Genomic DNA, 25,828 nt, shown 5'->3' with positions numbered 1-25,828 from the left:
GCTACCGGGACTTCCCGATGGCCGGCAGGTGCAGGTCACCGGTCGGGCCGGCGGGCACGGCACGCGGGACGCGCTGCGGGCGCGCGGACGGCGCCTTCGTCGCCTCACGCGGCGGCGCGGGCACGGCGGTCGGCGCCTTGGTGGCCCGGCTCGTCGTCGGGATCGCGGACGGCGGCTCGGTCGGTGCCTGGGTGGGCCGGACCGTCGTCGGGGCCGGCGGCTGCGCCTCCGAAGCCAGCGCGATGCCACCGGTCAGGGCACCACCGGCGAGCACGAGCGCGCCGAGGGAAAGGGCGATACGGATACGCAAGACAGCTCCTCTTCTCGCGGGCGCGCCCGGGATCGGCGCGCCTCTGCCCGTAGTCATGCGGCGGGTGTTCGGCGGGGTTGCATCGAGTTTTCGGGGAAACGCGAACGGCCGGGAAGTCCACGCTGGACTTCCCGGCCGCCCGGTCTTCGTGAAAGGTCTTAACCGGCCAGCGCCGACAGCTTCTGCCAGCCCGCCCAGTCGTACGTCCAGTCGCTGTAGTCGCCGTCCTTGGCGCTCAGCGTCTGCGTGCTGCCCGTGATCTCCACCGGGTCACCGGTGAGCACGCCGTCGTAGTACTCCTTGGCCCGCGCCGGCGACAGGTTCAGGCAGCCGTGCGAGATGTTCTTCTTGCCCTGCGCCCAGACCGACGCCGCCAGGCCGTGGATGAACTCGCCGTTGTTGGAGATCCGGACCGCCCACGGCACCACGACGTTCTCGTAGTGGTACTTCGGGTTGCTCATCGCGTACGAGGCCTGCTTGCCCATGACCACGTGCACGCCGGAGTGCGTGACGCGGCCCGGGTCGGAGTCGAGGCCGTAGCTCACCGGGTAGTCGGCGATCTGCTGGCCGTCGCGGATGACCTGCATCGTGTGCTGCGTGGTGTTGCCCTTGACGATCTGCGAGCGGCCGATGGTGAAGCTGGCCGACACGTCCTGCTTGCCGTACGTGCCGTCGCCGATCTTGACGCCGTAGATCTTGGCGTTGACCTTCACCGTGGTGCCCGGCTTGTAGTACTCCTTGGGCCGCCAGTGCACCGAGGTGTCACCGTCGGTCCAGCCCCACGAGCCCTCGGTCTTCGGCGTGGTCTCGACCGACAGCGCTTTCTCCACGGAGGCCTTGTCGGTGACGCGGCTCGGGAAGCTCAGCGCGATCGGCATCGCGATGCCGTACGTCTGGCCGTCGCCGACGTTCAGGCTGGCCGACATCTGGCGCCGCGGCTTCACCGTGGTGAACGCGCCCCCGATGGCCACGTTCTTGCCGTCCGCGCCCTGCGCCTGGCCGGTCCATGTGTAGGTCTTGCCGTAGCCGAGCTGCTCGGTGGTGCTCCAGCTCTTCTTGTCCGCCGACGTCTGCCCCTGGACCTGCTTGCCGTCCGGGTTGGTCAGCGTGACCGAGAGGATCGTGCCGCTGTCGACCTTGACCCCGACCGGCTCGCCGGGCGGCACGTCCTGCGCGCCGCCGGCCGGCGTCACCGTCAGCTTCGCGGGCTGCGCGGTGGGCGGCGGCGCGGAAGTCGGGCCCCCGCCCGAAGAACCGCTCGCCGACACCGTCGGTTCACTGCTGCACGCCCCCAGCGTGAGCACGGCGACCAAGCCCAGTGCCACAGCCGCGCCCCGGCGCAGTGTGGAAGTCCTCACCGTCACACCCATTCCCCTTTGCCCCTTTGGTGCTTCCCCCCTTCGAGACGTCCCGTGGACCTGCGACGTTGAGCAAGACCCGAGTGACTAAGGTCACAGTGGGCCACGGAGGCTTTCACGGAGGGGGCACGGGCGACTCCGAGCCGTATCCGGTGATCACGGGGTCGCTGTGCTGCGCCAGACTAACCGGTGGGTCCGACAGAACGTGGCCGGGAGCCCTACGACGTTCCGGTGACCTTGCCCCGGACCGGCGTTTTTCGCCTCGATCACGGGGTTCAACTTTGGCCAGATCCCGGTAGTCTGCTCTCAGGCCGTCGTTTTGCGTGTTAGTGGCTTCACACTCGCGGAACTTCTGACGCGAGCCATGGAGCCCCACGCTCTTGACTCGACTCGTTGGAACCGCCCGGGACGGTCGGGGTGCCGCTTCGGTGGCATTCGAAGCGGATCTGTGTAACGAGGAGTACAGCGGTGGCGCAAGGCACTGTGAAGTGGTTCAACGCGGAGAAGGGCTTCGGCTTCATCGCGCAGGACGGCGGCGAAGGCGACGTGTTCGTTCACTACTCGGAGATCGAGGGCCGCGGTTTCCGCACCCTCGAGGAGAACCAGCGAGTGGAGTTCGAGGTCGGCCAGGGACAGAAGGGCCCGCAGGCCCAGAAGGTCCGCGCGATCTGAGACAGGCCCACTGCGTGTTTTAAGGCCTGAGCGAAGGGCCCCCGGCGAATCTCCCGCCGGGGGCCCTTTCTCATGCGCTTTGTGGGGTGCTCGCGCCTCAGCGGCGTCCGACGGCCGGCGCGTCGAAGGCGTCGGCGGGGAAGTGGAACTCGTCGGTGAGGTCGTGCAGGTCGCCGGCGTGCTGCCGCTGGTCCTGCAGCGAGGAGGCCTGGCCTTCCCAGTTGAGCCGCTCGAGGATCCACTCCTGAGCGAGCGCCTGGGGCGAGATGTCCCGCTCGGCGGCGATGTCCTTCAGCTGCTGGTTGGCGATGAGGCTCATCCGGAGCTGGATGACCTGAGCCTCACCGAACCGCTTGCCGGTCCCGGTGCTCTCGTTGTCGGCATCGGGCGCCAGGGCGGCGAGGTAGGAGGTGAGTTCCTTGTCCTCGACAACGCCATCGTCCGCAGGCTTAGCGGCACCACGATGGCGTCCGGAGGACGCGGCTTTGAGGTTCGTCCGGCTGCTCAAGCGGCCAAGGGAGGGAAGAGGCACGCCAGACACGATAACGGTTAGGTCTCGCCACACAAACCACTGTGAGCCACGACACGCAGGCAAACATCCCCATTCAGCCCAACCCCCACCCATTCAGCCCAAAGAGAAAGAACGCACAGCAACACCCCCCTAACCCACCGAGTCGATCAAAGCAAAAACCCAAACCAAGACAGCAAGACCGGAACTGCAGGGCCTGCGACGCCCAGCGCGCACGGGACGCGGCTGGCAAGGGCTGGCGCTGCGACGCCCGGCAGGCGCGGAGCGCGGGCTGGCGCTGCGACGCCCCGTGAGCGCGGAAACCGGAATCCGCCGACCGACGGGAACGGGAGAGACACGCTCAGCCGAGAACCGAACAACAGCCGCCAGGGCGCACAGCGCCCGAGGCGAGGCGGGCTCCAAAGAAAGCCAGCCACGCTCCCAAGCGGACAACGCAACCACGCTGGAAGCCGCACCGGAGGCACCGTGGGGGGTCCGGGGGGGCTCGGCCCCCCGGGTCAGCACGCCGAAATGAATGGGCCGAAGCGAAGGGCGAAGCCCGAGCAGGCCCAGAAATGGAGGACCCCCGCGCCAGGGGGAGGAACGCGGGGGTCGGAGGGGATCTCCACAGGCGCTGACCGGGGGTGTGTCAGCACTTCGATTGTTGCACGAGTTCCTTCCTCGGGCGAGTGGAGAGCGGGATTTTTCCGGGCTCGGTGTCACGGCGACCTGGGGTGACGTTCGTTCGGGTGGTGTTCTTCTCCGTCGTTGCCGATTGCGCTGCGTTGAGCGGAGCGTGGCCTCAGGTTCACTCTCCGGGGGGCTGTGTGCGGCGGCCGGCGCTGGTTAGCCTCGCGGCCAAGTTGTTGTGAGCCGTTTGGAGGGGCCATGAGCGGGTCTGTTGAAGTGCGGCAGTTCCTCCTCCGGTACGAAGGTGCCGATGGGGGGAGTGCTCCGTTCGCCGGGGGGTTGCCGGCGCAGCGGAGTGGTTCGGGCGATGCGCAGCGGGTGTCGGATGATCAGGTCCGGCGGGCGCGGCTGGCGGTGGCGAACGGCGCGTTGGGGGTCGAAGACTGCGCGCAGTTGCTGGAGATGCTGGGGCTGGACCTGGACGAGGACGGGCAGGCGCCGGTTCAGCGGTGAGTGGGGTGTCGGCTGGGGGGTCCGGCGGGTGCCGCCGGGCCTGTCCGGTGGGGTTTGTGCAGGTTGTCGCCGTTCTCGGCAAGTAATTCGCAGGGTCTGTCCGGGTTCTTGACGCTAGTTTCGTAACAGTGTTACGTTTGCTGGGTCGAAAGGGGACGGACATGACGACGACCGAAGGTGTGGCGAGCCGCATCCGCGCGGTGGTGCAGGTGCTGGGTGGCCGGTTCATGACGTCGCCCGAGCTGGCGGCGGTCGAGGCGGAGGTGGGGTTGCCGCCGCGCTCGCTGTACGTGCGAGGGCGCTCGGCGGTGCTCGGGGACGTCCCGCCGAAGGTCGCCGCGGAGCTGTTCGGGATCTTCCCGCACTGGCTGTTCGACGTCGTCCTCCCGCCGGCGACGGCGGCCCTCGACGCACCCGCGGCCGTCCGCGCCTACGCGGAGTCATCGGCGCGGTGGTCACGCGTCAGCCTTTCGGCCGTACCGGAGCCCGGCCGCCTGGCCGAGCTGCTGTTCCGCGTCGTGGACGCCGCGGACGCGAGCGGGCTGGCCTTGTTCGCAGGCTGGAAGAACGCGGCCCGGCCCACCGAGGACGTCGAGCGGCTCGGGTTCGCGCTGATGGTCTTCCGCGAGCTGCGCGGCGGCTTGCACTTCGCGGCGCTGCGGGCGGTGGGCCTGTCGGTGCCGGAGGCGGTGGTGGCGGACCCGGAGGGCGGCCGCGAGCGGCTGCTGCGCACGGCGTGGCCGGAGGAGGCCGCGGACGAACTCGTGGCGGCGGCCGCGCGGAAGCCGGATCTGCGCGAGCGCCGGCACCACGCGGAGGCCCTGACCGACGAGCGGATCGACGAGCTGCTGACGTCGCTGACGCCGCCGGAGCGGGCGGAGCTCGAAACGCGCCTGGGTGAGCTGTTTGCGCAGGTCTCGGCGTCGCCAGGGGCTTAAGGAACCCCCGGTGCAAAGCGGTGGCGGCGTGCCCTATGCTTGTAATCGCTCCCGGGGGGACCTGAGAGCGCGGTCGGTCGGTCTACCGAAACCGACCGGGCTCCCATCGTCCAGCGGCCTAGGACTCCGCCCTTTCAAGGCGGCAACGCGGGTTCGAATCCCGTTGGGAGTACGCAGTACTGTAGTAGAGCAAGATGCAAGGCCCTGTGGCGCAGTTGGTTAGCGCGTCGCCCTGTCACGGCGAAGGTCGCGGGTTCGAGTCCCGTCAGGGTCGCAAGATCGTTCGGCTCCTTGCCGGCGTTCCCGGCCAGGTAGCTCAGTTGGTACGAGCGTCCGCCTGAAAAGCGGAAGGTCGCCGGTTCGACCCCGGCCCTGGCCACATCGGTTTACCTGCGAAAACAGGCCCTCCGCCCATCGGGCAGGGGGCCTGATTCATGCCCAGGGTCTCAACGGGGTCTCACGCGACGCCCTTCCAGAAGTACGTGTTGGCCGGCCACCTCTCGCTGGATACTTCGGTCACGTGCTGGTACCGCCGCCGCTAGTGACCGCGTACATGAGCTGTTAGCCGCCGTGGCGGCCGTCGAACGCGTGTTCTGTGGTGCTAGGGGTCGGTGCCCGGACGGGGAAGGTCCGGGCACCGACGCGAAAGCGCGGAGTGCGCGATGGACATCCCGCCAGATCTGACAGGAGCCACCACCTACGCCGCGGCTGGCCAGCCGAACGCTGTCGATCGCTGGCATGTCCAGCCAGACGCGACCGTCATCTACGAACGGCGTCCCGGTGAGTTCGAGGAGTCTCGGATGCTGACCGCCAGCACGCTCCGGGACAGCCCTCTGTGGATCGAGGCGTCATCGGACGGCACCCGATCTTGAGGAAGTCCCGGCCCCAGATCGAGGTTGCGGACGTCACGTCCATACGCAGGCCCGAGATGTACGCCGGCCGGAGTGATGTCGACTCCCACTCGGCTGACGCCCATGCTGAGCAGACACACCGCGGTGAGGACGCACGTGCCGCCGACGACTCGCCAGAATGTCCGTGAGTCCGAGGCGAGGTAGCGAGCGGAATCGATCAGCCCGAACGTAGGGCGCGGCCCTCCTCGGTGCCGCCTATCGCCCGGAGAGAACCCGTGAGCGCCCTGGGCTGGCTGATGCATGTTCTGTCGAAGTAGCCTCATGGGGTACTCCCTTCGTGGGGTGCAATGACAGGAGATGCAGGTCAGGGCCCGTTTGGATCCTGTACGGGTGACGGATTGCCCTCCGTCATCGTCGGGCAGCCTGTGTGGCTGCCCGACCTGCGTCTTCCCTCATGACCCTATGGCCGGGCACGTGGCCAGGGGAGACCTCGACGGCGAGCGGCCGCTACGGGTCGACGGGTGCCTAGTACACCAACGCAGGGGCGATCAGGTTTCACTATCCGCGCTGGTAGCGGCGCATTTTCAGGATCCTGTCGAATCAACTGCTGGATAAGCTCACCATGACCCCCCGCACGCTCGGGTTAAGGCATTCGACGAACCACGTGCTGTGCGGCCTTGTGCGCACGGACGCCCATCTGTCCCGGTGCGTCGCCGTCTGCGCCGAGCGGGCGAGCGGTCGTCTCGCGCCAAGTGAACCTCGATGAGGTGGCCGCGCGCACGAGTGAGGAACAGCAATCGCCGAGCGGTTGAGCGGGGTTGTCTCGGGGAGGACGGTTCGGACGTCACACAGCGTTGAAGTTCCAGGAGCGCCCCGACGCCGTTCGTCTGCGCCGTAAGGTCTCAAAGAAGGTCTAAGCCACCGTCGTCCGCGGCTAACGCTAATGCGTGCCGACCTGCGCTGATCTGGTCCGTGCGTTGCGGTGAACCGACAACCCGAGACCTGAAAAGCGGAAGGTCGCCGGTTCGACCCCGGCCCTGGCCACCGCAACGAGAACCGCCCCGATGATCCGGGGCGGTTTTTTCGTATGGGCACAGCTCGTCTGTCGGTTGGGCTCGCGGTGCGCCAGAATCGGCGGGTGTACTGCCTCGAAGCGGCCATCGGCACCGAAGCGGTGCTTCGACGCGTCGCCGGCCCCCGGCCCGAAGCGCGCGTCGTCGAACTCGGGCGCGGGCTCTCGCTCCTCCTGATGACCGACGACTTCTTCGACGCCGTCACCGACATCGGCGCCGACGCACTCGAAGGGTTCTGGAAAGCGCCCAGGGGCTTCGGCCGGCTACTCGCGGCCGTATCGGCGGACGGCGCCGTCGCCTACGTCGAGGCGGACTTCTTCGGGGGCAGTGGCAGCCAGTGCGCGCAAGTCTGGAACCGGGGCGAAGTCGTGCTGGGGCCGCTGCGGCTCGACGTCGGTGAACGGCCGGCCGTCGGCGGGAGCCCGATTTCGCGGGCGCTGCGGGAACTCGGTGTCGTGCGCGGTGGACACTTCGACGAGTTCGAGGCCATCGGGCTCGGGCGGCACCGGGAAACCGATGCCTGGCTGCCCGCGGGGGAACGACCGTGAACATCTGGGACGCCGAAGCCGCCACCTTCGACGACGAACCCGACCACGGCCTCAAAGACCCCGCCGTCCGCGCGGCCTGGGCCGACCTTCTCCTCCCGCTGATCCCGCCCGCGGGATCAGTCGTCGATCTCGGGTGTGGGACCGGGAGCCTTGCCGTGCTGCTCGCCGAACACGGCCACCACGTCTGCGGTGTCGACCTCTCCGCCCGGATGCTCGACGTCGCCCGCCGGAAGGCCGGCACCGGGAAAGTCGACCTGCGGCAAGGCGATGCCGCCGATCCGCCCTGCCAAGACCACTCCTACGACGTCGTCCTCGTGCGGCACGTGCTCTGGGCCCTGCCCGATCCCGGCGCCGCCCTCGGAAACTGGGTTCGGCTGCTGAAACCCGGTGGGCGGCTCGTGCTCGTCGAGGGGCGGTGGTTCACCGGTGCCGGGCTCAGCCGGGACGACTGCCGGGACCTCGTGCGGCAGCACCGGCGCGAGGCCGACGTCCGGGGGCTGCACGATCCGGCCCTGTGGGGCAAGGAAATCGACGACGACCGGTACCTCCTCCTGAGCCGGAGCTGACGATGATCGAGCTCGACAGCGCTTTCTTCGCCGATCCCTTCCGGCACTACCGCGCCTGGAGCGAACACGGCTCCGTGCACCGGGTCCGCTTCCCCGGCGGGAAAGCCGGCTGGGTCGTCACCGGGTACGCCGAGGCGCGGGCGGCGCTCGCCGAACCGCGGCTGCGGAAGTCCGGGGCCAACGCGCGGTGGGCCGGCGTCGAGGCCACCGCGAGCACCCACATGCTCGACGCCGACCCGCCCGACCACACCCGGCTCCGGAAGCTCGTCAACCAGGCCTTCACCCCGCGGGCCGTCGAGGCGTTGCGGCCCCGCGTCGAGGAAATCACCGCCGAGCTGCTCGACGACCTCGCCGGCCACGCCGAAGCCGACCTGCTCGAGCGGTTCGCCGTGCCGCTGCCGGTCACCGTCATCGGTGAGCTGCTCGGTGTCGCCGCCGAGGAACGCGCCGAGTTCCGGCGCCGGACCGCCGGGTTCGGCTCCGGCAGCGCCGAACCCGCGCAGATCCACCACCTCAAGGCGTTCCTCGTCGAGCTCGTCCGGCGCAAGCGCGCGCACCCGGCCGGCGACATGCTCTCGGACCTCGTGCGGGCCCGTGACGAACAGGAACAGCTCAGCGAACGCGAGCTCGTCGCCACCGCCTTCCTGCTGCTGTTCGCCGGCTACGAAACCACCGTCAACCTCATCGGCAACGGCATGTACGCCCTCCTGCGCAACCCGGACCAGCTCGACGCCCTGCGCGCGGACCTCTCGCTGGTGCCCGCCGCCGTCGAGGAGCTCCTGCGGTTCGACGGACCCGTCGGCTTCGCGACCCTCCGCTACGCCGGCGAACCCCTCGAGCTCGGCGGCGTCCGGATCGAGGCCGGCGAGTTCGTGCACGTCGCGCTCGGCGCGGCCAACCGCGACCCGGCCCGGTTCCCCGACGCCGACCGGCTCGACGTCGGACGCCGCCCGGCCGGGCACGTCGCCTTCGGACACGGCATCCACCACTGCGTCGGCGCGCCGCTCGCCCGGCTGGAAGCGCAGATCGCGTTTTCCCGGCTGCTGACACGCTTTCCGCGGATGCGCCTGGCCGAGGCCGACCTCGCGTGGCACGAAGGCATCCGGTTCCGCGGGCTCACCACCCTGCCCGTTAGGCCGAACGAGTGAACCGCGCACATGCGTGTCCGGACTGGTGGACAGGCTCCGACCACCGGGCATGCGATACCTCCTGACGCTCCACATGAACCCCACCCTCTGGGCCACCCTCACCGACGACCAGAAGAACGCCGTCTACGAAGGACACGGCGAGTTCATCAAGCTCACCACCGAATCCGGCGAGATGGTCGAGACCAAGGCACTCGCCGAACCCGCCGACACCAAGACCGTCCAGGTGAAGAACGGTGTCGCCCAGACCAAGAACGGCGGCTACGTCGAGTCCGAAGCCTTCCTCTGCGGCTACTACGTCGTCGACGTCGAAACTGAAGCGCGCGCGGTCGAGCTGGCGGCGAAGATCCCGGACGCCCAGTACACCGCCGTCGAGGTCCGGAAGATCGTCCACGAAGGTTGACCTCGATCCCGGTCGAGGTTGCATCCTGGAGCCATGACCGATGACTGGGGGATCGACGCCGTCGACCTCGACGCCTACCTCGCGCGGGTCGGGCTGCCGAAGCGCGAACCGTCCGAAGCGGCGCTGCGAGAGCTCACGCAAGCACACGTGGGAGCCATCCCGTTCGAGAACGTCGACGTCGTTCTCGGGCAGCACCAAGGGATTTCGCTCGACGTCGTGACCGCGAAGCTCGTCGGGCGGCGGCGCGGTGGCTACTGCTACGAGCAGAGTGGCCTCTTCGCCGCCGTCCTCGAACGGCTCGGCTACACCGTGCACCGGCTCGCCGCGCGCGTGCAGCCGCGCCGGCCCGGGCCGTACACGCACATGACGCTGGTCGTCGAGGTGGGCGGGCGGAGCTTCCTCGCCGACGTCGGCTTCGGCGCCGGGATCTTCGTCCCGATGCCCCTGGCCGACGGCGAGGTCGTCGACCAGGCCGGCTGGCCGCACCGGCTCGTGCGCCGGGACAGCTGGTGGACGCTGCAGAAGCAGCTTTCCGACGGCTGGGAGGATCTGCTCGACTTCCGGGTCGACGACATGCACCCGCTCGACTACGAGGTCTTCCACCACTACACCTCGACGCACCCGAAGTCGCCGTTCACCGGCCGGCTCGTGCTCATGACGCTCGAACCGGGCCGCTTCCGGAAGCTGCTGGGCCGCGAGCTCACCGTCGAAAACCCCGACGGCACCAGCGAAACGACCGAAATCGCGCCGGACGACCTCGACGCCACCCTCAAGGACTTCGGCATCGAGCTGACGTCCGACGAGCTGCGCAGGCTCCAGGAGATCTACTGAGGGCCGAACAGCTCCGCCGCGGGCACCGGGCGGCCGAGGTGGTAGCCCTGCGCCTGGTCGCAGCCGAGCGAGCGGAGCAGATCCACCTGCTCCGCGGACTCGACGCCTTCGGCGATCACCGTCAGGTCGACCGCGTGGGCCATCGCGATGATGCTCGTGACGATCGCGGCCGCGTCGCGTGACTCGGCGATGCCGGTGATGAACGAGCGGTCGATCTTGAGCGTGTCCAGCGTCAGCCGCCGCAGCTGCGCCAGCGACGAATAGCCGGTGCCGAAGTCGTCGATCGCCAGCAGCACGCCCAGCGACCGCAGGGACGCCAGCACCTCCGCGGCCGCCTCCTGGTCGCGCATCAACGCGCTTTCGGTGACCTCCAGGCAGAGCGCGCCGGCCGGCAGCCCGGTGCCGGCCAGCGCGTCCCGCACCGCCGGCACCAGGTGCGGGTCGTCGAGCTGGCGCGTCGACAAATTGACCTTCAACGTCAGGTCGAGCCCTTGCGAACCACGTCGTGCGGCCAGCTCGCGCGTGGTCGCGCGCAGCATCTCCTTGCCGATCACGTTGATCAGGTCGCTCTCTTCGGCGAGCGGGATGAACTCCACCGGCGAGATCGCGCCGTGCCGGGGGTGCGTCCAGCGCAGCAGCGCCTCCACCGCGACCATCTCGCCGGTCCGCAGGTCGACCACCGGCTGGTAGGCGGGCCAGAGCTGGCCGTCGTGCACCGCGTCGCGCAGGTCCTGCTCCATCCGCAGCCGCCGCTGCATCCGCTCGCGCAGGCCGACGTCGAAGAAGTGGTGCCGGCCCCGCCCGAGCGTCTTGGCCTGGTACATCGCGACATCGGCGTCACGCAGCAGGTCTTCGGCGCTGCGGTGGTCGCCGTCGCCGACCAGCACCACGCCGATGCTGGCGTCGAGGTGCAGCTGGCGGCCGAGGACGCCGATCGGCTCGGCCAGCGCGGCCCGCAGGTGCTCGGCCAGCGCCCGGACCTCGCCCGCCTCGGTGACCTCGCCGGTGACGACGACGAACTCGTCGCCGCCGAGCCGGCCGACCAGGTCGTCGCGGCCGGAGCAGCGGCGCAGGCGCTCGCCGACGATCCGCAGCACCTGGTCGCCGACCGAGTGCCCGAGCGAGTCGTTGATGACCTTGAACTTGTCCAGGTCCAGGAACAGCACGGTGACCGCGCCGCGCTCGCGGACGTCGAGCCGGGAGAGCACCAGCGTCCGGTTGCCCAGCCGGGTCAGCGGGTCGTGGGTGGCGTCGTGCGCCAGCTGCGCGCTGATCGCGCGGGTCTCGCTGATGTCGGTGAACGACGTGACCACGGCCCGCGCCGTGGGGTCGTCGGGGTTGAGCAGCCGCGAGGTCAGCGACACCCAGACGTCGCGCCCGTCCGGCCGGCGCAGCCGCACGACCAGGCCGTTGTGCGCGACGCCGGTGCGTCGCGTCTGCACCGACGGCATCTCGTCCGGCGGGATCCAGTGCCCGGACTCGGTGAACAGCACCAGCGTGTGGCAGGCGACGCCGATCAGGTCGGCCTCGGCGACCCCGAGGATCCGGCAGGCCGCCGGGTTCGCCGCCTCGATCAGCCCGGCCGGCCCAATGACCAGCACGCCTTCGTCGAGGGACGCGACGACCGTGCGGTAGTTCTGCTCGGCCCGCCGCCGCGCGGTCTCGTCCGCGCAAACGAGGACATAGCCGTCGTTCATTTCAGCTGCCGAGACGCGGACCGCCAAGGGTGCGCCGTCGCGTCGCCGGTGCACGGCCTCGGTGACCCCGCCGCCGCGCAGGTCCAGCGGCGCGCCGACCAGCTCGCTCGCCCGCCGCCCGACGGCCTCGGCCGCGGTCCAGCCGTACACCGCCTCGGCCGCCGGGTTCCAGCTGGTCACGACGCCTTCGCCGGTGGTCGCGATCAGCGCGTCACTGACGTGCGACACCAGCGCGGCCTGGAAGCGCAGGGCGTCCGCGGCGGCCTTCTTCGCGGTGATGTCCCGCATCACGACCTGGTAGGCCGGCCGGTCGCCGAGGCGCACCCACACCGTCTCCACCGCGAACTTGCTGCCGTCGAGCCGCGACATCAGCGCTTCGACCGGCTCGCTCGCCTGCCCCGGCTCGGTCAGCCGCGCCAGCTTCTCCGCGACGGCGTCCTGTGAGTCCTCGGCGACGAAGTCGGTGAAGCGCCGGCCGACCACTTCGTCCGCGCAGCGTGCGGCGAACGCGTCGAGGGCGGCGCGGTTGGCGTAGGTCAGGACGCCGTTCTCGTGGACGCAGATCGCGTCCGGGCTCAGCTCGACCAGCTCGGCGAGGGAGTCTGCCTGCATGAGCGTCCGTCCCCCCGGCAGTCGGCGTGTGGCTCGGTCGATTACACCACCGACTCCGGCGCCTGCCTACCCGCCGGAATACCGGCCCGGCCTGCGGATGCGCGCCGCAGCCGCGGGCCCCAGAACACCAGGCCGAAGTGTGCGGCGAACGCGTGGCCGAGCAACGTGACGATCGAGTCGAGCACCCACGGGTCGTCGCTGAGCCAGATCGCCGCGATGAAGGCTTCGGTGACGGCCAGCGCGACGAGCCGCAACCGGCCGCGCAGCAGGAACACCAGCGCGCCGGCCGTGGTGAAGAAGCCGTAGCTGACGCCGATGTCGAGCCAGTGCCCGGCCGAGTTCGGCAGGACGTGCGCGCTGATCAGGGCCATCACCGGCAGCTCGGTGACGAGCGTGGCCAGCACGTGGCCGGAGAAGAACACGGTCGCCGCGCGGCGGGCGCCGAACCGGCGTTCCAGCGGCGCGACGGCGATCGCGAAGATCACGACGTAGGCCAGCCAGCCTTCGTCGGACAGCCAGAGCGCGCTGGTCAGCAGCGACGTCAGCGGCCGCCGCCAGAGGTTGTGGGCGTCGGTGCTGGACAGCTGGAGCAGCCGGTCGGTCAACGCCGGATCGGCGAACTTGAGCAGCAGCGTGGTGCCGAGGAGCAGCACGAGGTAGCCGAAGGTGAACGGGGTCGTCTTCGGGCTCGGCACGAACCGGGCGAAAGGCCGCCAGGAGACCCGCGGCGCGGGGATCTCCGGTCCGGCTTTCAGCAGCATGGGTTGAGCTTCGCCGGTCATGCTGGGAGTCTCCCGAACTCCGGCTGTGAATCCGCTGTGGAATGTCACTCACGGTCAAAGTTCTCGTTACGTGACGAATTTTTGCCGATAACTCACCCGTTCGGGTGCTATGTGCGGTAAAAATACGGCCACGATCTCGGCCGAGAGGCCTTTCGGGAAGGTCTGTCGGGGTGAACGACGAGGTATCGGTCGCCGAGCTGCTCGTGCGCGAGGGCTGGGGCGACCGTCCGGAATCGGGCCAGTCGCGCTGGCGCGTGCTCGCCGTGATGCTCGCCGTCGTCATGGGGTGCGGGGTCGCGGCGGTGCTGGTCGGCCTCAGCGGCAAGGGCACCCAGGACGCCGCCCCGGTCGACCAGATCCACGTCATCCCGTTCCCGCAGCGCACCACCGGCCTCGGCGGCGCCGACCAGGCCACCGACTCGCCGCCGGAGGGCGGCACCGGCGGCGGCGACGTCGTGCCGGGCGTGGGCGTGCCTCGCGAGACTGTCACCGAGGTGCCGGGCACGACGCCGACCACCGACAGCAGCACCGAGACGTCGACGACGACCACGCCGACCAGTGGTGGCCCGGACTCCGCGACCCCTACGACGCCGACCTCGCCGGGCGGCGGTCACCACCCGCCGACGACTCCGCCCCCGCCGCGGCCGACGTGCATCCTCATCATCTGCTGGTGAGCTGCTCTCCGACGTCGCTGAAGTCGCTGGTGTTCCACCGCTCCGGCCGCATCACGATGGCGATGTTGTTCCCGTGGATCGGGTCCATCGCGTCCGTGTAGGCCTCGCTCGTACCCGGCGGCAGGTAGCGCGCCGCCATCTCTTGCCGCTCGGCCTTGGTCATCGGCCACGACTCCACGACCGGACCCTCGACCGAGACGTACTGGTACACGCCGTCCTGCCGCTGCACGCACAGCGCGAACCGGCCGGCCGCCTCGATCAGCCGGGCCTTGCGCGAGCCGGGCGACGTCATCACGAGGACGTCGCCGCCCGGCTCGTAGCGGTACCAGATCGGCGTGGTCAGCGGCGCGCGTCCGGGCTCGGCCGCGATGCCGAGCACGCCGACGTGCGGCTCGGCGAGGAACGCTTCGCGCTCGTCCTTGGTCATCTTGCGCGCCATGGTCTGCTCCTTAAGGCAAGTAGATTTGCCTTAAGGCTAGCAGCTAAAGCCAGGATGGTGGCTTTAACCGGCTGCCCGGACCATCGCGCGGTGGACGTCGGTGTTGTCGAGGGTCCGGTCGAGCGCGGCCGAGCCCGGGCCGGTCGCGGTCACCGGGGTGTCGGCGCCGGTGTGATCACCGGTCGTCCAGTCGACCGTGAACTCGAGCTTCGAGCCCGGCACCGGGAACGGGCCGTCCTCGTCGCCTTCGTTTCGCCCGTCGGCGTTTTCGATGCTCAGCCCGCCGGTCTCGTGGTCCCCGCCGACGATCACGAGCGTGTCCGGGTGGGACCGGACGAACTCGAGCACCACGGCGACGGTCGCGTCGAGCGCCCGGCCGGCGTCGATCACCGCGTGCGCGTTGTTCTCGTGCGACATCCCGTCGATGCCCTCCTCTTCGAGGAAGAGGAAGAACCCGCGCGGGTTGGCCGACAGCGTGTCGAGGGCCTTCTTCGCCATCTGGACCAGCGGCACGCTCGGCGCGTAGCGGCCGACGCCGTCGGGGCCGTAGTCGACCATGTCCTCGTTGGCGAACAGCCCGAGGAGCCGCGGCGCCCGCGTCTGCCGCAGCTCCTGGGCGTTGCGGACGTAGGTGTAGCCGGTGCGCTGGGCCTGGGCGACGAGGTTGCCGTGCGTGCCGCTGCTGCCCTCGCCGGGCTTGTCCGGCCACGCGCCGGGCTCGCCCTTCGGGAACCAGTAGTCCTCGCCGCCGCCGAGCAGGACGTCCGGCCAGCTGTCGGTGACGTACTGCCGGGCGATGTCGCTCTGCAGGTCGCGGCTCGGCACGTGCGCGGCGAAGGCGGCCGGCGAAGCGCCGGTGACCTGCGCTGTCGTGACCAGGCCGGTCGACTTGCCCGCCCGCTTGGCGTCCTCCAGCACCGTCCGCAGGGGATGGCCGGCGGGGTCGACGCCGACCGCGCCGTTGCGGGTCTTGTGCCCGGTCGCCAGCGCGGTGGCCGCGGCGGCGGAGTCGGTGACGACCTCTTCGGGGTCGTCCGGGCTCGTGTGCACGAGTCCGGTGACCGGCAGCCGGTCCATCGCGAGGTCGCCGTGCCGGCCGACGGTCGCCAGCCGGATCAGGTCGCGCTGGCCGAGTCCCATGCCGTCGCCCTGGATGTAGATGATGTTCCGCGCGTGCGCGGCCGCCGGTTCGGCCGCCGACGCCGCCACCCCGCCGCTGAACAAGACCAGTGCCGCTACGAGAACCCCGGACCGCATCGCGCCTCCCCGTTCTAGTTAGGAAACTTTCCTAACATAGGACGGCGGGAAACGCGAGGCCGTGGACCTAGGATGAGCCGATGACCCGACCCGGCGGCCGCAGCGCCCGCGTCCGAGACGCGGTGCACGACGCCGTCGTCGAGCTGCTCGCCGCGGGCGAGATCGACGCGGCGATCCCGAAGATCGCCGAACGCGCCGGCGTGAACCCGACGAGCGTCTACCGGCGCTGGGGCAGCCGCGACCACCTGCTGCTGGACGCCGCGGTGACGCGCCTGCGCGCGACGTCCCCGATCCCGGACACCGGTTCGCTGCGCGGCGACCTGAGCGGCTGGGCCGAAGGCGTCGAACGCTCGATGCGCGACCGCCACGGCCAGATCCTGCTCCGCGCGCTGGTCGCGACCCTGCGCCCGGACGAGAAACCCCTGGAGTACCTCCAAGCCCGCGGCGAGGACCTGCAGGAGGTACTCGACAAGGCCGCGGCGCGCGGCGAGGCGGTGCCGACGGTCGACGAGGTCTTGGACTTCGTGCTCGCGCCGCTCTACCTGCGGGTGTTGTTCCGCCGTCCGATCGAGCCCGGCACCGGGGAGAAGCTCGTCGAACGGTTGCTCACGGCGCTTCCAGCAGGTCCGGCTCCGAGCGCCGCCTGAGGTGGTTGAACAGCAGGTTCAACACGAACGCCAGCACCGCCGCCACCGTGATCGAACTGCCGCAGATCGTCTGCAGCCAGGCCGGGAAGTGCTTGAAGAAGTCCGGGACGAACGCCGGCAGCAGGCCGACGCCGAGGGCCACCGCGACGATGAACGTGTTGTGGTTGCCGGAAAACTCCACCGTGCGGAGGTTCTGCGCGCCCACCACCGCGACCATCGCGAACATCACCACCGCGACGCCGCCGACCACCGGCTCGGGGATCGCCGCGATGAACGCGCCGATCTTCGGGACCAGGCCCATCAGCAGCAGGATGCCGCCGGTCACCGCGACCACCCAGCGGCTGCGGACGCCCGTCATCCGCACCAGGCCGACGTTCTGCGCGAACGCCGTGTCCGGGAACGAGTTCATCACGCCGCCCAGCACCGCCGAGACGCCGTCGGTCGCCAGGCCGCGGGCGAGGTCGGCGTCCGTCGGCGGGCGGCCGGTGATCTCGCCGACCGCGATCATGTCCGCCGTCGACTCGGTGAACGTCACCAGCATGACCACGCACATCGAGAGGATCGCCGCGACCGGGAACGTCGGCGCGCCGAAGTGGAACGGCGCCGCGAGCCCGAACCAGCCGGCCGCCTGGAGCCCGTCCCAGTGCACCAGGCCCATCGGGATCGCGATCACCAGCCCGAGCGCCAGCGCCAGCAGCGGCCCGACCTGGTTGGCGAACCCGCGCAGCACCCGCGTGAACAGCACCAGCAGCGCGAGCACGCCGAAGGCCAGCCCGATGTGCGACGGCGCCGCGAAGTCCGGCGACGCCGGGTCGTGCCCGGCGATCATCTGCGCGCCCGGGCCGAGCAGGGAGACGCCGATGACCAGCAGCAGCGTCCCGGTGACCAACGGCGGGAAGAACCGGATCAGCTTTGCGAACGGCTTTGCGATCAGCAGCCCGAACACGCCGGAGGCGATCATCGCACCGTAGACCGCCGACATCCCGTACTGGGACGCGATCAGGATCATCGGGTTGACGACAGTGAACGTCGCGCCCGCGACCACCGGCAGCCGGATGCCCAGCAGCTTCCCGATGCCGACCGCCTGGATCAGCGTGGCGATGCCCGCCACCAGCAGGTCGGCGTTGACCAGCAGGCCGATCGTCGCGGTGTCCAGCTTCAGCGCGCTGCCGACGATCAGCGGCACCGCGACCGCGCCCGCGTACATGATCGCCATGTGCTGCAGGCCGAGGAGCGCCAGCCGGCCGGCGGGCAGGCCCTGGTCGACCGGGTGGACCGCGGGTTTCGTCATGGACAGCCCCTTCGCGTCGGCGGACCTGGCCGCCCGATGATCTCACTTCCGGGGGCGGCGGAACGGTCTCGGATGTGTGACCATCGGTGCATGACTTCCGGCGGCACTTCCCAGGTGGGCCCGCCGTTCCGCGCCGATCACGTCGGGAGCCTCCTGCGGCCCCCGGTGCTGCGTGACGCGCGGCGGCGGCACGAGAGCGGAGAGATCGGCGCGGAGCAGCTCCGCGCGGTCGAGGACGACGCGATCCGCGACGTCATCAAGATGCAGCGGGTGGCCGGGCTGAGCTCGGCCACCGACGGCGAGTTCCGGCGCGCCTCCTGGCACATGGACTTCATCTACTCGCTCGGTGGGGTCTCGAAGAGCGACGAGCGGCTGCACGTCAAGTTCCACAACCTGGCCGGCGACCTCGAGTTCAGCCCGCCGGGCCTGCAGGTCGACGGCAAGGTGCGGCTCGACGAGCCGATCTTCGCTTCGCACTTCGAGTTCCTGAAGTCCCATGTGGACGACGGCGTGACGCCGAAGCTGACCATCCCGTCGCCGAGCATGGTCTACTACCGCGGCGGCCGGGCGGCGGTCAGCGAGAGCGTCTACCCGGACCTCGAGGAGTTCTTCGCCGACCTGAGCGCGGCGTACGCGGCGCAGGTCTCCGCGGTGCACGACCTCGGCTGCCGATACCTGCAGCTCGACGACACCAGCCTCGCCTACCTCAACGACCCGGCGCAGCGGGAGCTCGTCGCGCGAATGGGCGGCGACCCGGACACCCAGCACGTGCGCAACATCGCGACGATGAACGCCGCGCTGGCCGGCCGGCCCGAGGACCTCACGGTGACGACCCACCTGTGCCGCGGCAACTTCCGGTCGTCATGGGTTGCTTCGGGGAGCTACGAGTTCGTCGCCGAAGCGCTCTTCGGCGAGCTGGCCGTCGACGGTTTCTTCCTGGAGTTCGACGACGAACGCTCCGGCGGCTTCGAACCGCTGCGGTTCGTGCCGAAGGACAAGAAGGTCGTCCTCGGCCTGGTCACCACCAAGCGCCCGGAGCTCGAAGACCCCGACGTCCTGGTGCGGCGCATCGAAGAGGCGTCGCAGTACGTCGACGTCGACCAGCTCTGCCTTTCGCCGCAGTGCGGGTTCTCCTCGACCGAGGAGGGCAACGACCTCACCCCGGACGACCAGCTGCGCAAGCTGGAGCTGATCGTGGCCACGGCCGACCGCGTCTGGGGCGGCCACTGATGATCACCTGCGTCGTCGACTACGTCATCGACCCCGCCAAGCTCACCGACTTCGAACGCTTCGCCGCCGCGTGGATGCGGTTGGTGCAGCGGGAAGGCGGCGTCCACCACGGCTACTTCCTGCCGTCGGAGGGGGCGAGCGACGAAGCTCGCGCGCTGTTCAGCTTCGAGAGCCTCGCCGCGTACGAGCGCTACCGGACGTTGTTCGGCGTCGACCCGGACTTCATCGAGGCCGACAAGATCCGCGACGAAAGCGGCTGCGTGGTGCGGTACCGGCGGACGTTCATGCGTCCGCTGCTGCCGGACGACGAAGAGTGAGACACAGCGCGAAGCGGCCGCCGTCGGTCGTGGACCGCGTCCTCGACCTGCTGGGCGCGTTCACGGCCGACCGGCCGCAGCTGACGCTGTCCGAGCTCAGCCGCCGCGTCGGGCTGCCGCTGTCGACGACCCACCGGATCGCCGGGGAGCTGACCCGGCGCGGGGCGCTCGTGCGCGACGAAGCGGGCCGGTACCGCGTCGGGTTGTGGCTGTGGGAAGTCGCTTCGCTCGCCCCGCACGGCGCCGAGCTGCGGGAGAGCGCGATGCCGTTCCTCGAGGACCTTTATGAGGCCACGCACCAGAACGTGCAGCTCGCGGTGCTCGACGGCCCGGAAGTCGTCTACGTCGAACGGATTTCCGGCCGCGGCGCGGTCAACGTCCTGACGCGCGTGGGCGGCCGGCTGCCCGCGCACGCCACCGGTGTCGGCCAGGTGCTGCTCGCGCACGCCGCCGCCGAGGCGCAGGAGGAAGTCCTGGCCGGCCCGCTGAAGACGTTCACCACCAAGACGATCGACTCGCCGGAGCGGCTGCGGCGGGTGCTGGCCGACGTCCGCCGCGACGGCTACGCGATCAGCGACGGCCAGATCGAGCTGATCGCGTTGTCGGTGGCGGCCCCGGTCTACGACAGCACCGACGAAGTGGTGGCGGCGATCTCGGTGGTCGTCCCGGCGGAGGGCACGGACCCGCGGACGCTGGTCCCCGCGGTCCGGGCCGCGGCGCGTGGGATCTCGCGCGTGCTCGGGGCGCCGCGGGCCCTGCGGACGGCGGGCGGCCGCGAGTAGCGAGTCTGCCGCGGCTCTCGTGAGTGTTCAGGGCGGTTAGAACCGCCCTGAACACTCACGAGGCTTCCTCGACGAGCCGGGCGGGTTGTGATCGGATGGCGGGCATGGGTGGACAGAACACGGTGGTCGTCGTCGGGGCGGGGCAGAGCGGGTTCCAGGCGGTCGCGTCGCTGCGGGACCGCGGTTTCGCGGGCCGGGTCGTGCTGGTCGGGGACGAGCCGGGCGTGCCGTACCAGCGGCCGCCGCTGTCGAAGGCCTACCTGGCCGGGACCGCCGGGCTCGAGCAGCTGCACCTGCGCGGTGCCGACTTCTTCGCCGAGAAGGACATCGAGCTGGTCGCCGGCCGGGTCGCCTCGATCGACCGCGACGCGGCCCGCGTCCGGCTCGAGGACGGCGCCGAGCTGGCCTACGACCACCTGATCCTGGCCACCGGCGCACGCAACCGGACGCTGCCCGTGCCCGGCGCGGACCTGCCGGGCGTGCTGACCCTGCGCACCCGCGACGACGCCGACCGGCTGCGCGAGTCCCTGACCAGCGCCGAGCACGTCGTCGTGGTCGGGGGTGGCTTCATCGGGCTGGAGTTCGCGTCGCACGCCGGTCGCCCGGTGACGATCGTCGAGGCCCAGGACCGCCTGCTCAACCGCGTCGCGACGCCGGAGATCTCCGCCTACTTCGCCGCGCTGCACCGCGACGCCGGGCACACCGTGCTGCTGGGCCAGGGCGTTTCGGCGGTGCACGGGGACGACCGGGCACGCGAAGTCGAACTCTCCGACGGCTCCCGGCTGCCCGCCGACCTGGTCGTGATCGCCGTCGGCGTCGTGCCGGAGACGGCGCTGGCCGCGGCGGCCGGGCTCGAGGTGGCCAACGGCGTCGTCGTCGACGCGCACCTGCGGACCTCGGACGAAAAGATCTTCGCCATCGGCGACTGCGCGAACTTCCCGTGCGTGCAGGCCGGCGCGGCGACCCGGCTGGAGTCGGTGCAGAACGCCGTCGACCAGGGCCGGTCCGTGGCCGCGGCGCTGACCGGCGGGGAAGAGCCGTACGCGAGCCTGCCGTGGTTCTGGACCGACCAGTCGGGCGCGAAGCTGCAGATCGCCGGCATCCTCTCGGGCGCCGACCGGACCGTGGTCGCGGGTGATCAGGAAGCGGGCAAGTTCTCGGTGCTGTCCTTCCGCGACGACGTCCTCATCGCGGTGGAGTCGGTGAACCGGCCGGCGGACCACATCGCCGCGCGGCGCTTGTTCACCGCCGATCCGAAGCCTGCCTACGCGGATCTCGAGGTGAGCGAGTTCGACTTGAAGGCCCACTGGAAGGCAGCGTCAACTCGCGGTTGACGATAGAAGATCGTCAACCTACAGTTGACGGTATGACCCTACCGACCAACATCAAGCTCGACGACCTCATCAACGCCATCAAGGGCAACAACGACCACGACGCACTGGCCCAGCTGTCCGACGCGGTCTACGTCGGACAGCACCTCGGCGAAGTCGCCGACCACCTGATCGGTCACTTCGTCGACCAGGCCCGGCGCTCGGGCGCCTCCTGGACCGAGATCGGCCAGAGCATGGGCGTCACCAAGCAGGCCGCCCAGAAGCGGTTCGTGCCGAAGGTGGACCCCGGCGGCGACCCGAGCGGCAGCATCGAGCGCGTCTACGGCCGCTACACCGACCGCGCGCGGCACGTGATCGTCGAGGCCCAGAAGGCCGCGGTCGAGCACGGCAGCCCGGAGATCGACAGCGTGCACATCGTGCTGGGCCTGCTCACCGAGCCGGCCGCGCTGGCCGCCGGGGCGATCCTGGCCCAGGGGATCACCCTCGACGCCGTCCGCGAAGCCGCCGAAGCGCGGCTGCCGGAGCGGGCCGACCCCGCGCCGAACCCGGTGCCGTTCTCCGCCGGGGGCAAGAAGACTCTCGAACTCACCATGCGGGAGGGACTGCGGCTCGGGCACAACTACATCGGCACCGAGCACATGCTCCTGGCGTTGCTGGAGCAGGGCGAAGGCACCGGCTTCGAGGTGCTCGACGGCCTCGGCGTCAAGAAGGACAAGGCCGAGGCGAAGATCGTGGAGGTGCTGGCGGAAATCCTCGCCGCCCGCGGGCAGTGAGGCCGCTGCTGGCCACCGTGCTGCTCGCGCTGCTGCTGGTGACGCTGCTCTGATCGGGATGGACCAGGGGGTCTTCCCGATCAGAGCAGCACCGGCTCAGGCTTCGGACTCCGGGCGGCCGTCGGCGGCCCAGGCCGTGTGGAACGAACCTTCGCGGTCGACGCGGCGGTAGGTGTGCGCCCCGAAGAAGTCGCGCTGGCCCTGCACCAAAGCCGCCGGCAGGCGTTCGGCGCGGAGGCCGTCGTAGTACGCCAGCGCCGTCGAGAAGCCCGGCGTCGGGATGCCCAGCTGGACCGCCGTCGAGATCACCGAACGCCACGAGTCCTGCGCGTCCTCGACCGCCTTGCGGAAGCCACCCGACGTGAGCAGGGTCGGCAGCGCGGGCTCGTCGGCGTAGGCCGAGGTGATGTCGTTCAGGAACTTCGCGCGGATGATGCAGCCGCCGCGCCAGATCGAGGCGACCTTGCCGAGGTCGATGTCCCAGCCGTACTCCGTCGCGCCGGCCTGGATCTGGTTGAAGCCCTGCGCGTACGCGACGACCTTCGACGCGTACAGCGCCTGCTCGACGTCGTCGGCGAAGCGCTCCAGCGACGAGCCCGTGAGCGGCGAAGCCGAGGGGCCGCCCAGGCCGCGGGCCGCCGCGCGCAGCGGCTTCGAGCCGGACAGCGAACGCGCGAAGACGGCCTCGGCGATGCCCGAGATCGGGACACCCAGGTCGAGGCCGATCTGCACCGTCCAGCGGCCGGTGCCCTTCTGCTCGGCGGCGTCCTCGACGATGTCGACGAACGGCTTGCCGGACGCGCTGTCGACGTGCGCGAGCACGTCGGCGGTGATCTCGATCAGGTAGGAGTCGAGCCGGCCGGTGTTCCACGTGCGGAACACCTCGGCGATCTCGGCGGGGGAGTAGCCACCCGCGTGCCGCAGCAGGTCGAACGACTCCGCGATCAGCTGCATGTCGGCGTACTCGATGCCGTTGTGCACCATCTTGACGAAGTGCCCGGCGCCGTCCGCGCCGATGTGCGTGCAGCACGGCTCGCCGTCGACCTTCGCCGAGATGTCCTCGAACAGCGGGCCGAGGGACTCGTAGGACTCCTTCGAGCCGCCGGGCATGATGCTCGGCCCGTGCAGCGCGCCTTCCTCGCCGCCCGAGACGCCGCTGCCGACGAAGTGCAGCCCGCGCTCGCGCAGCGCCTTCTCGCGGCGGCGCGTGTCGGCGAAGTGCGCGTTGCCGGCGTCGATGATCACGTCGCCCGCTTCGAGCAGCGGCGCGAACTCCTCGATGACGGCGTCCGTCGGGCCGCCCGCCTTGACCATGATCACGACCTGCCGCGGCCGCTCCAGCGCGTTGACGAACTCCTGCGCCGAGTACGCCGGGATGAAGTCGCCCTCGTCGCCGAACTGCTCCACCAGCGCCCGGGTCCGCTCCTCGGACCGGTTGTGCAGGGCCACCGTGTGGCCGTGCCGCGCCAGGTTGCGGGCCAGGTTGCGGCCCATGACCGCCAGCCCGGTGACCCCGATGCTCGCCTTCTTGCTCATCCGCATCCTTCCAACGACTCTCTCGATTCAGACCCTAGTCCGATCGAGGCCTCATGGGAGGCCACGGAGCGACGGCTCACTCAGTTCAGGAGAAGCAGCGGATCGGGCCGCGGTTGATCGCGACCATGTCCGTGACGGCGGCGACGAGGTCGATGTCCGCACCCCACTCGGCGCCGTCCAGTTCGGCGTACGCGCGGTGCAGGTTCCCCGGCAGCCGCTCCTGCTCGGTCAGGGACTCGAACTCACCGAGATCGGCTTCCTTCGCCGCCTCCAGCGGGGACAGCCCGGCGGCCTTCCCGCGTTCGGCCGTCCGCTGGACGAACTCGAGGTATTCGTCCACTTTGTCCACCACGTCGAGTCCGCAGGGGCCGCCGTGACCGGGCAGGATCACCTCGGGCTCGAGTTCGCGGATGATGTCGAGCCCCTTGCGCCAGCCGGCCACCGAGCCCATCAACGCGAACGGGCTGCCGCCGTTGAACACCAGGTCACCGGCGTACAGCACGCGCTGCCCGGGCAGCCAGACCAGGACGTCGTTGGTGGTGTGGGCGGCGTGGCCGGGGTGGATCAGCTCGAGGGTGACGTCGCCGGCGTGCACGGTCAGCCGGTCGTCGAACACCACCTCGGGCGGCCGCGACTCGAGCTCGCCCCAGTCGCTGCCGACGAAGATCCCCTCGAACGTCTGGATGCCCTCGGCGACCATCAGCTCCCGCGTCTTGCGGTGGCCCAGCACGGCCGCGCCCTCGACCAGGTAGTTGCCGTTCGTGTGGTCGCCGTGGTGGTGGGTGTTGACCAAGGTCGTCACCGGGCCGCCGCCGGCCGCCTCGACGGCGGCCAGCAGCGCGCGCGTGCGGCGCTCGGTCGAGCACGTGTCGATGAGCACGGTGTGGTCGCCGGCGTCGACGAACCCGCAGTTGTTGATGTACCAGGAGCCGTCCGGCTGAACGTAGCCGTGGGCCTGGTCGGCCAGCCGGGTGACGGCGGCGGCGGAGGGCGAGCGATCGGTCACGGCGCTCACTATGCCCGAGCCCGGGCTCCGCCGGTTGGCGGAATAATTCGGAATTTCACTGGTCCAGGCGAGTGATCTCCCAGGTGACTGGCATTCCGCGGCGTTTCCTGGAACGCTGCGCGATGTCATCATCGAGATCCGCAAGGTGAAGTACTAGCCTGGGTGGGTTCGATAGTTCGCGTGCGACGGCGGCCGGTGGCCGTCGTCGCTTGGTAGTGGTCCGGGAGAGCAGGGCGATGGCCAGCACCGTCACCTCGCGCCGGAAGCAGCTCGGAAACGAGCTCCGGCATGCCCGCACCGCGGCGCGGATGACACAGCAGCAGGTCGCCGAGGTCCTCGGCTGCACCCAGGGCAAGGTCAACAAGATCGAGTCCGGTGCCGTCGGGGTCAAGCTCGGGGATGTGCGCTCCATGCTGAACGCGTTCGGGATCAACGGCGAAGAGGCCGACACGCTGATGAACCTGGCGCGCGCCGCCGCCGGGCAGCGCGGTCACTGGTCGGGCTACCGCTCGGTGGTCCCGCACTGGTTCCGCACCTTCACCGACCTGGAACCCGCGGCCGCGGAGATCCTCACCTGGCACGGCGAGCGCATCCCGGGTCCGCTGCAGTCCGAGCACTACATGCTCAAGCAGTTCACCGAAGCCGGCGCCACGGACGTGACGTCGCTGGTGCGCAACCGGCTCGACCGCAAGGCGGTGTTCGAGCAGCAGCAGCCGCCGTACTACCGCTTCATCATCAGCGAGGGCGCGCTGCGCCGGGCACCCGGCGGGTACGCGCCCGCGGTGATGCTGGACCAGGTCGAGCACCTGCTCTCGCTGGAGCGGCACCCGCGCGTCTACGTGCACGTGCTGCCCTTCGGCGCGCGGCTGGCCGCGGTGCCGAACGACTTCACGATCATGCGCTTCCCGGACCGCACCCGGGACTTCGTCTACATCGAGCACTCGGCCGGCGGCCTGTACCTCGACGACGTCAAGGACTTCAACATCTTCGTCGACTCGTGGGACCGGCTGCGGGGCGCCGCGCTGGAGCGGCAGGAGACCCGGCAGTTCCTCAAGGAGCTCGCGGAGGGTTACCGCGGCCAGATGCAGCAGCTCCAATAGGGCGAACG

General features: G+C 70.3%; 27 protein-coding genes and 3 tRNA genes. 20 read left to right on the top strand and 10 right to left on the bottom strand.

Going from position 1 to position 25,828, the window contains the following annotated elements:
• Position 1: 1 nt before the first annotated feature.
• Together M8542_RS22195 and M8542_RS22190 are read right to left on the bottom strand one after the other, a co-directional pair.
• Positions 2 to 310: a hypothetical protein gene (locus M8542_RS22195; protein WP_257922117.1), complete on the bottom strand. Its 309-nt coding sequence runs from the start codon at positions 308 to 310 to the stop codon at positions 2 to 4.
• A 158-nt stretch (positions 311 to 468) separates the two neighbouring features.
• Entirely contained in the window at positions 469 to 1,680 is a 1,212-nt protein-coding gene (locus M8542_RS22190) for a L,D-transpeptidase (RefSeq protein WP_257922116.1), read from the bottom strand.
• A 456-nt stretch (positions 1,681 to 2,136) separates the two neighbouring features.
• On the opposite strand from M8542_RS22190, the gene M8542_RS22185 reads away from it, so the two are divergent.
• Positions 2,137 to 2,340 carry a cold-shock protein gene (locus tag M8542_RS22185; protein ID WP_003097368.1) on the top strand — a complete coding sequence of 68 codons (204 nt, stop codon included), beginning with the start codon at positions 2,137 to 2,139 and terminating at the stop codon, positions 2,338 to 2,340.
• A 97-nt stretch (positions 2,341 to 2,437) separates the two neighbouring features.
• Here the strand turns inward: M8542_RS22185 and M8542_RS22180 are convergent, their stop codons facing one another.
• Positions 2,438 to 2,872 carry a hypothetical protein gene (locus M8542_RS22180; RefSeq protein WP_257922115.1) on the bottom strand — a complete coding sequence of 145 codons (435 nt, stop codon included), beginning with the start codon at positions 2,870 to 2,872 and terminating at the stop codon, positions 2,438 to 2,440.
• Between the two features lie 864 nt (positions 2,873 to 3,736).
• Between M8542_RS22180 and M8542_RS22175 the strand changes: the two genes are divergently transcribed.
• The 11 genes from M8542_RS22175 (at position 3,737) to M8542_RS22125 (ending at position 10,346) form a co-directional block, all read left to right on the top strand.
• The gene (locus M8542_RS22175; RefSeq protein ID WP_257922114.1) at positions 3,737 to 3,991 is read left to right on the top strand and encodes a hypothetical protein; all 255 of its coding nucleotides are present in this window, start codon (positions 3,737 to 3,739) and stop codon (positions 3,989 to 3,991) included.
• A gap of 161 nt (positions 3,992 to 4,152) precedes the next feature.
• On the top strand, positions 4,153 to 4,929 hold the full coding sequence (locus M8542_RS22170) for an SCO6745 family protein (RefSeq protein ID WP_257922113.1): 777 nt from the start codon (positions 4,153 to 4,155) through the stop codon (positions 4,927 to 4,929).
• A 99-nt stretch (positions 4,930 to 5,028) separates the two neighbouring features.
• A tRNA-Glu gene (locus tag M8542_RS22165) sits at positions 5,029 to 5,101 on the top strand.
• A gap of 28 nt (positions 5,102 to 5,129) precedes the next feature.
• A tRNA-Asp gene (locus tag M8542_RS22160) sits at positions 5,130 to 5,203 on the top strand.
• Positions 5,204 to 5,234: 31 nt separating this feature from the next.
• Positions 5,235 to 5,308: transfer RNA gene (locus tag M8542_RS22155), tRNA-Phe, on the top strand.
• A gap of 283 nt (positions 5,309 to 5,591) precedes the next feature.
• The gene (locus M8542_RS22150; protein WP_257922112.1) at positions 5,592 to 5,801 is read left to right on the top strand and encodes a hypothetical protein; all 210 of its coding nucleotides are present in this window, start codon (positions 5,592 to 5,594) and stop codon (positions 5,799 to 5,801) included.
• Between the two features lie 1,117 nt (positions 5,802 to 6,918).
• Positions 6,919 to 7,401, top strand: a complete 483-nt coding sequence (locus tag M8542_RS22145; protein ID WP_257922111.1) for a hypothetical protein — start codon at positions 6,919 to 6,921, stop codon at positions 7,399 to 7,401.
• Positions 7,398 to 7,967 (top strand): class I SAM-dependent methyltransferase, encoded by a 570-nt coding sequence (locus tag M8542_RS22140; RefSeq protein ID WP_257922110.1) that lies wholly within the window; start codon positions 7,398 to 7,400, stop codon positions 7,965 to 7,967. The genes M8542_RS22145 and M8542_RS22140 overlap by 4 nt, the downstream gene beginning before the upstream one ends.
• Before the next feature lie 2 nt (positions 7,968 to 7,969).
• Positions 7,970 to 9,115, top strand: coding sequence for a cytochrome P450 family protein (locus M8542_RS22135; RefSeq protein ID WP_257922109.1), 1,146 nt, complete (start codon positions 7,970 to 7,972; stop codon positions 9,113 to 9,115).
• Between the two features lie 49 nt (positions 9,116 to 9,164).
• Positions 9,165 to 9,515 carry a YciI family protein gene (locus tag M8542_RS22130; RefSeq protein ID WP_257922108.1) on the top strand — a complete coding sequence of 117 codons (351 nt, stop codon included), beginning with the start codon at positions 9,165 to 9,167 and terminating at the stop codon, positions 9,513 to 9,515.
• A 33-nt stretch (positions 9,516 to 9,548) separates the two neighbouring features.
• Complete coding sequence (locus tag M8542_RS22125; RefSeq protein WP_257922107.1) at positions 9,549 to 10,346, top strand: arylamine N-acetyltransferase family protein; 798 nt, start codon at positions 9,549 to 9,551, stop codon at positions 10,344 to 10,346.
• Here the strand turns inward: M8542_RS22125 and M8542_RS22120 are convergent.
• Together M8542_RS22120 and M8542_RS22115 are read right to left on the bottom strand one after the other, a co-directional pair.
• Positions 10,340 to 12,655 carry a sensor domain-containing protein gene (locus M8542_RS22120; protein ID WP_257922106.1) on the bottom strand — a complete coding sequence of 772 codons (2,316 nt, stop codon included), beginning with the start codon at positions 12,653 to 12,655 and terminating at the stop codon, positions 10,340 to 10,342. The two genes, M8542_RS22125 and M8542_RS22120, sit on opposite strands and share 7 nt — an antisense overlap.
• Before the next feature lie 41 nt (positions 12,656 to 12,696).
• Positions 12,697 to 13,437, bottom strand: a complete 741-nt coding sequence (locus tag M8542_RS22115; protein WP_257922105.1) for a rhomboid-like protein — start codon at positions 13,435 to 13,437, stop codon at positions 12,697 to 12,699.
• Positions 13,438 to 13,607: 170 nt separating this feature from the next.
• Between M8542_RS22115 and M8542_RS22110 the strand changes: the two genes are divergently transcribed.
• Complete coding sequence (locus M8542_RS22110) at positions 13,608 to 14,111, top strand: hypothetical protein (RefSeq protein WP_257922104.1); 504 nt, start codon at positions 13,608 to 13,610, stop codon at positions 14,109 to 14,111.
• On the opposite strand, the gene M8542_RS22105 is transcribed toward M8542_RS22110, so the two are convergent.
• Together M8542_RS22105 and M8542_RS22100 are read right to left on the bottom strand one after the other, a co-directional pair.
• The gene (locus M8542_RS22105) at positions 14,098 to 14,550 is read right to left on the bottom strand and encodes a pyridoxamine 5'-phosphate oxidase family protein (RefSeq protein ID WP_257922103.1); all 453 of its coding nucleotides are present in this window, start codon (positions 14,548 to 14,550) and stop codon (positions 14,098 to 14,100) included. The two genes, M8542_RS22110 and M8542_RS22105, sit on opposite strands and share 14 nt — an antisense overlap.
• Positions 14,551 to 14,613: 63 nt before the next feature.
• Positions 14,614 to 15,807 carry an alkaline phosphatase gene (locus M8542_RS22100; RefSeq protein WP_257922102.1) on the bottom strand — a complete coding sequence of 398 codons (1,194 nt, stop codon included), beginning with the start codon at positions 15,805 to 15,807 and terminating at the stop codon, positions 14,614 to 14,616.
• 80 nt (positions 15,808 to 15,887) lie between these two features.
• On the opposite strand from M8542_RS22100, the gene M8542_RS22095 reads away from it, so the two are divergent.
• Positions 15,888 to 16,454: a TetR/AcrR family transcriptional regulator gene (locus tag M8542_RS22095; protein ID WP_257922101.1), complete on the top strand. Its 567-nt coding sequence runs from the start codon at positions 15,888 to 15,890 to the stop codon at positions 16,452 to 16,454.
• Here M8542_RS22095 and M8542_RS22090 read toward each other — a convergent pair.
• The gene (locus M8542_RS22090; protein ID WP_257922100.1) at positions 16,414 to 17,745 is read right to left on the bottom strand and encodes a nucleobase:cation symporter-2 family protein; all 1,332 of its coding nucleotides are present in this window, start codon (positions 17,743 to 17,745) and stop codon (positions 16,414 to 16,416) included. The two genes, M8542_RS22095 and M8542_RS22090, sit on opposite strands and share 41 nt — an antisense overlap.
• 90 nt (positions 17,746 to 17,835) lie before the next feature.
• On the opposite strand from M8542_RS22090, the gene M8542_RS22085 reads away from it, so the two are divergent.
• From M8542_RS22085 to M8542_RS22065, 5 genes are all read left to right on the top strand, one after another.
• Positions 17,836 to 18,975: a 5-methyltetrahydropteroyltriglutamate--homocysteine S-methyltransferase gene (locus M8542_RS22085; RefSeq protein WP_257922099.1), complete on the top strand. Its 1,140-nt coding sequence runs from the start codon at positions 17,836 to 17,838 to the stop codon at positions 18,973 to 18,975.
• A complete protein-coding gene (locus tag M8542_RS22080; protein ID WP_257922098.1) occupies positions 18,975 to 19,292 on the top strand; it encodes an NIPSNAP family protein in 318 nt (105 codons plus the stop codon). Before M8542_RS22085 ends, M8542_RS22080 begins: the two co-directional genes overlap by 1 nt.
• A complete protein-coding gene (locus tag M8542_RS22075) occupies positions 19,289 to 20,074 on the top strand; it encodes an IclR family transcriptional regulator (protein ID WP_257922097.1) in 786 nt (261 codons plus the stop codon). The genes M8542_RS22080 and M8542_RS22075 overlap by 4 nt, the downstream gene beginning before the upstream one ends.
• Before the next feature lie 104 nt (positions 20,075 to 20,178).
• Entirely contained in the window at positions 20,179 to 21,408 is a 1,230-nt protein-coding gene (locus tag M8542_RS22070; protein ID WP_257922096.1) for an NAD(P)/FAD-dependent oxidoreductase, read from the top strand.
• Between the two features lie 32 nt (positions 21,409 to 21,440).
• Positions 21,441 to 22,178, top strand: a complete 738-nt coding sequence (locus tag M8542_RS22065) for a Clp protease N-terminal domain-containing protein (RefSeq protein WP_257922095.1) — start codon at positions 21,441 to 21,443, stop codon at positions 22,176 to 22,178.
• 96 nt (positions 22,179 to 22,274) lie between these two features.
• Here the strand turns inward: M8542_RS22065 and gnd are convergent, their stop codons facing one another.
• Together gnd and M8542_RS22055 are read right to left on the bottom strand one after the other, a co-directional pair.
• On the bottom strand, positions 22,275 to 23,714 hold the full coding sequence (gnd, locus tag M8542_RS22060) for an NADP-dependent phosphogluconate dehydrogenase (RefSeq protein WP_257922094.1): 1,440 nt from the start codon (positions 23,712 to 23,714) through the stop codon (positions 22,275 to 22,277).
• A gap of 85 nt (positions 23,715 to 23,799) precedes the next feature.
• A complete protein-coding gene (locus tag M8542_RS22055; protein ID WP_257922093.1) occupies positions 23,800 to 24,720 on the bottom strand; it encodes an MBL fold metallo-hydrolase in 921 nt (306 codons plus the stop codon).
• A gap of 236 nt (positions 24,721 to 24,956) precedes the next feature.
• On the opposite strand from M8542_RS22055, the gene M8542_RS22050 reads away from it, so the two are divergent.
• Positions 24,957 to 25,820 carry a helix-turn-helix domain-containing protein gene (locus M8542_RS22050; protein ID WP_155548665.1) on the top strand — a complete coding sequence of 288 codons (864 nt, stop codon included), beginning with the start codon at positions 24,957 to 24,959 and terminating at the stop codon, positions 25,818 to 25,820.
• Positions 25,821 to 25,828: the final 8 nt, after the last annotated feature.

This window comes from Amycolatopsis iheyensis, assembly GCF_024703995.1.
In the GTDB taxonomy this organism is placed as follows: Bacteria; Actinomycetota; Actinomycetes; order Mycobacteriales; family Pseudonocardiaceae; genus Amycolatopsis; species Amycolatopsis iheyensis.
The sequence above is the reverse complement of the archived record's forward strand: the minus strand, read 5'-3'. Positions and strand labels throughout refer to the sequence as shown.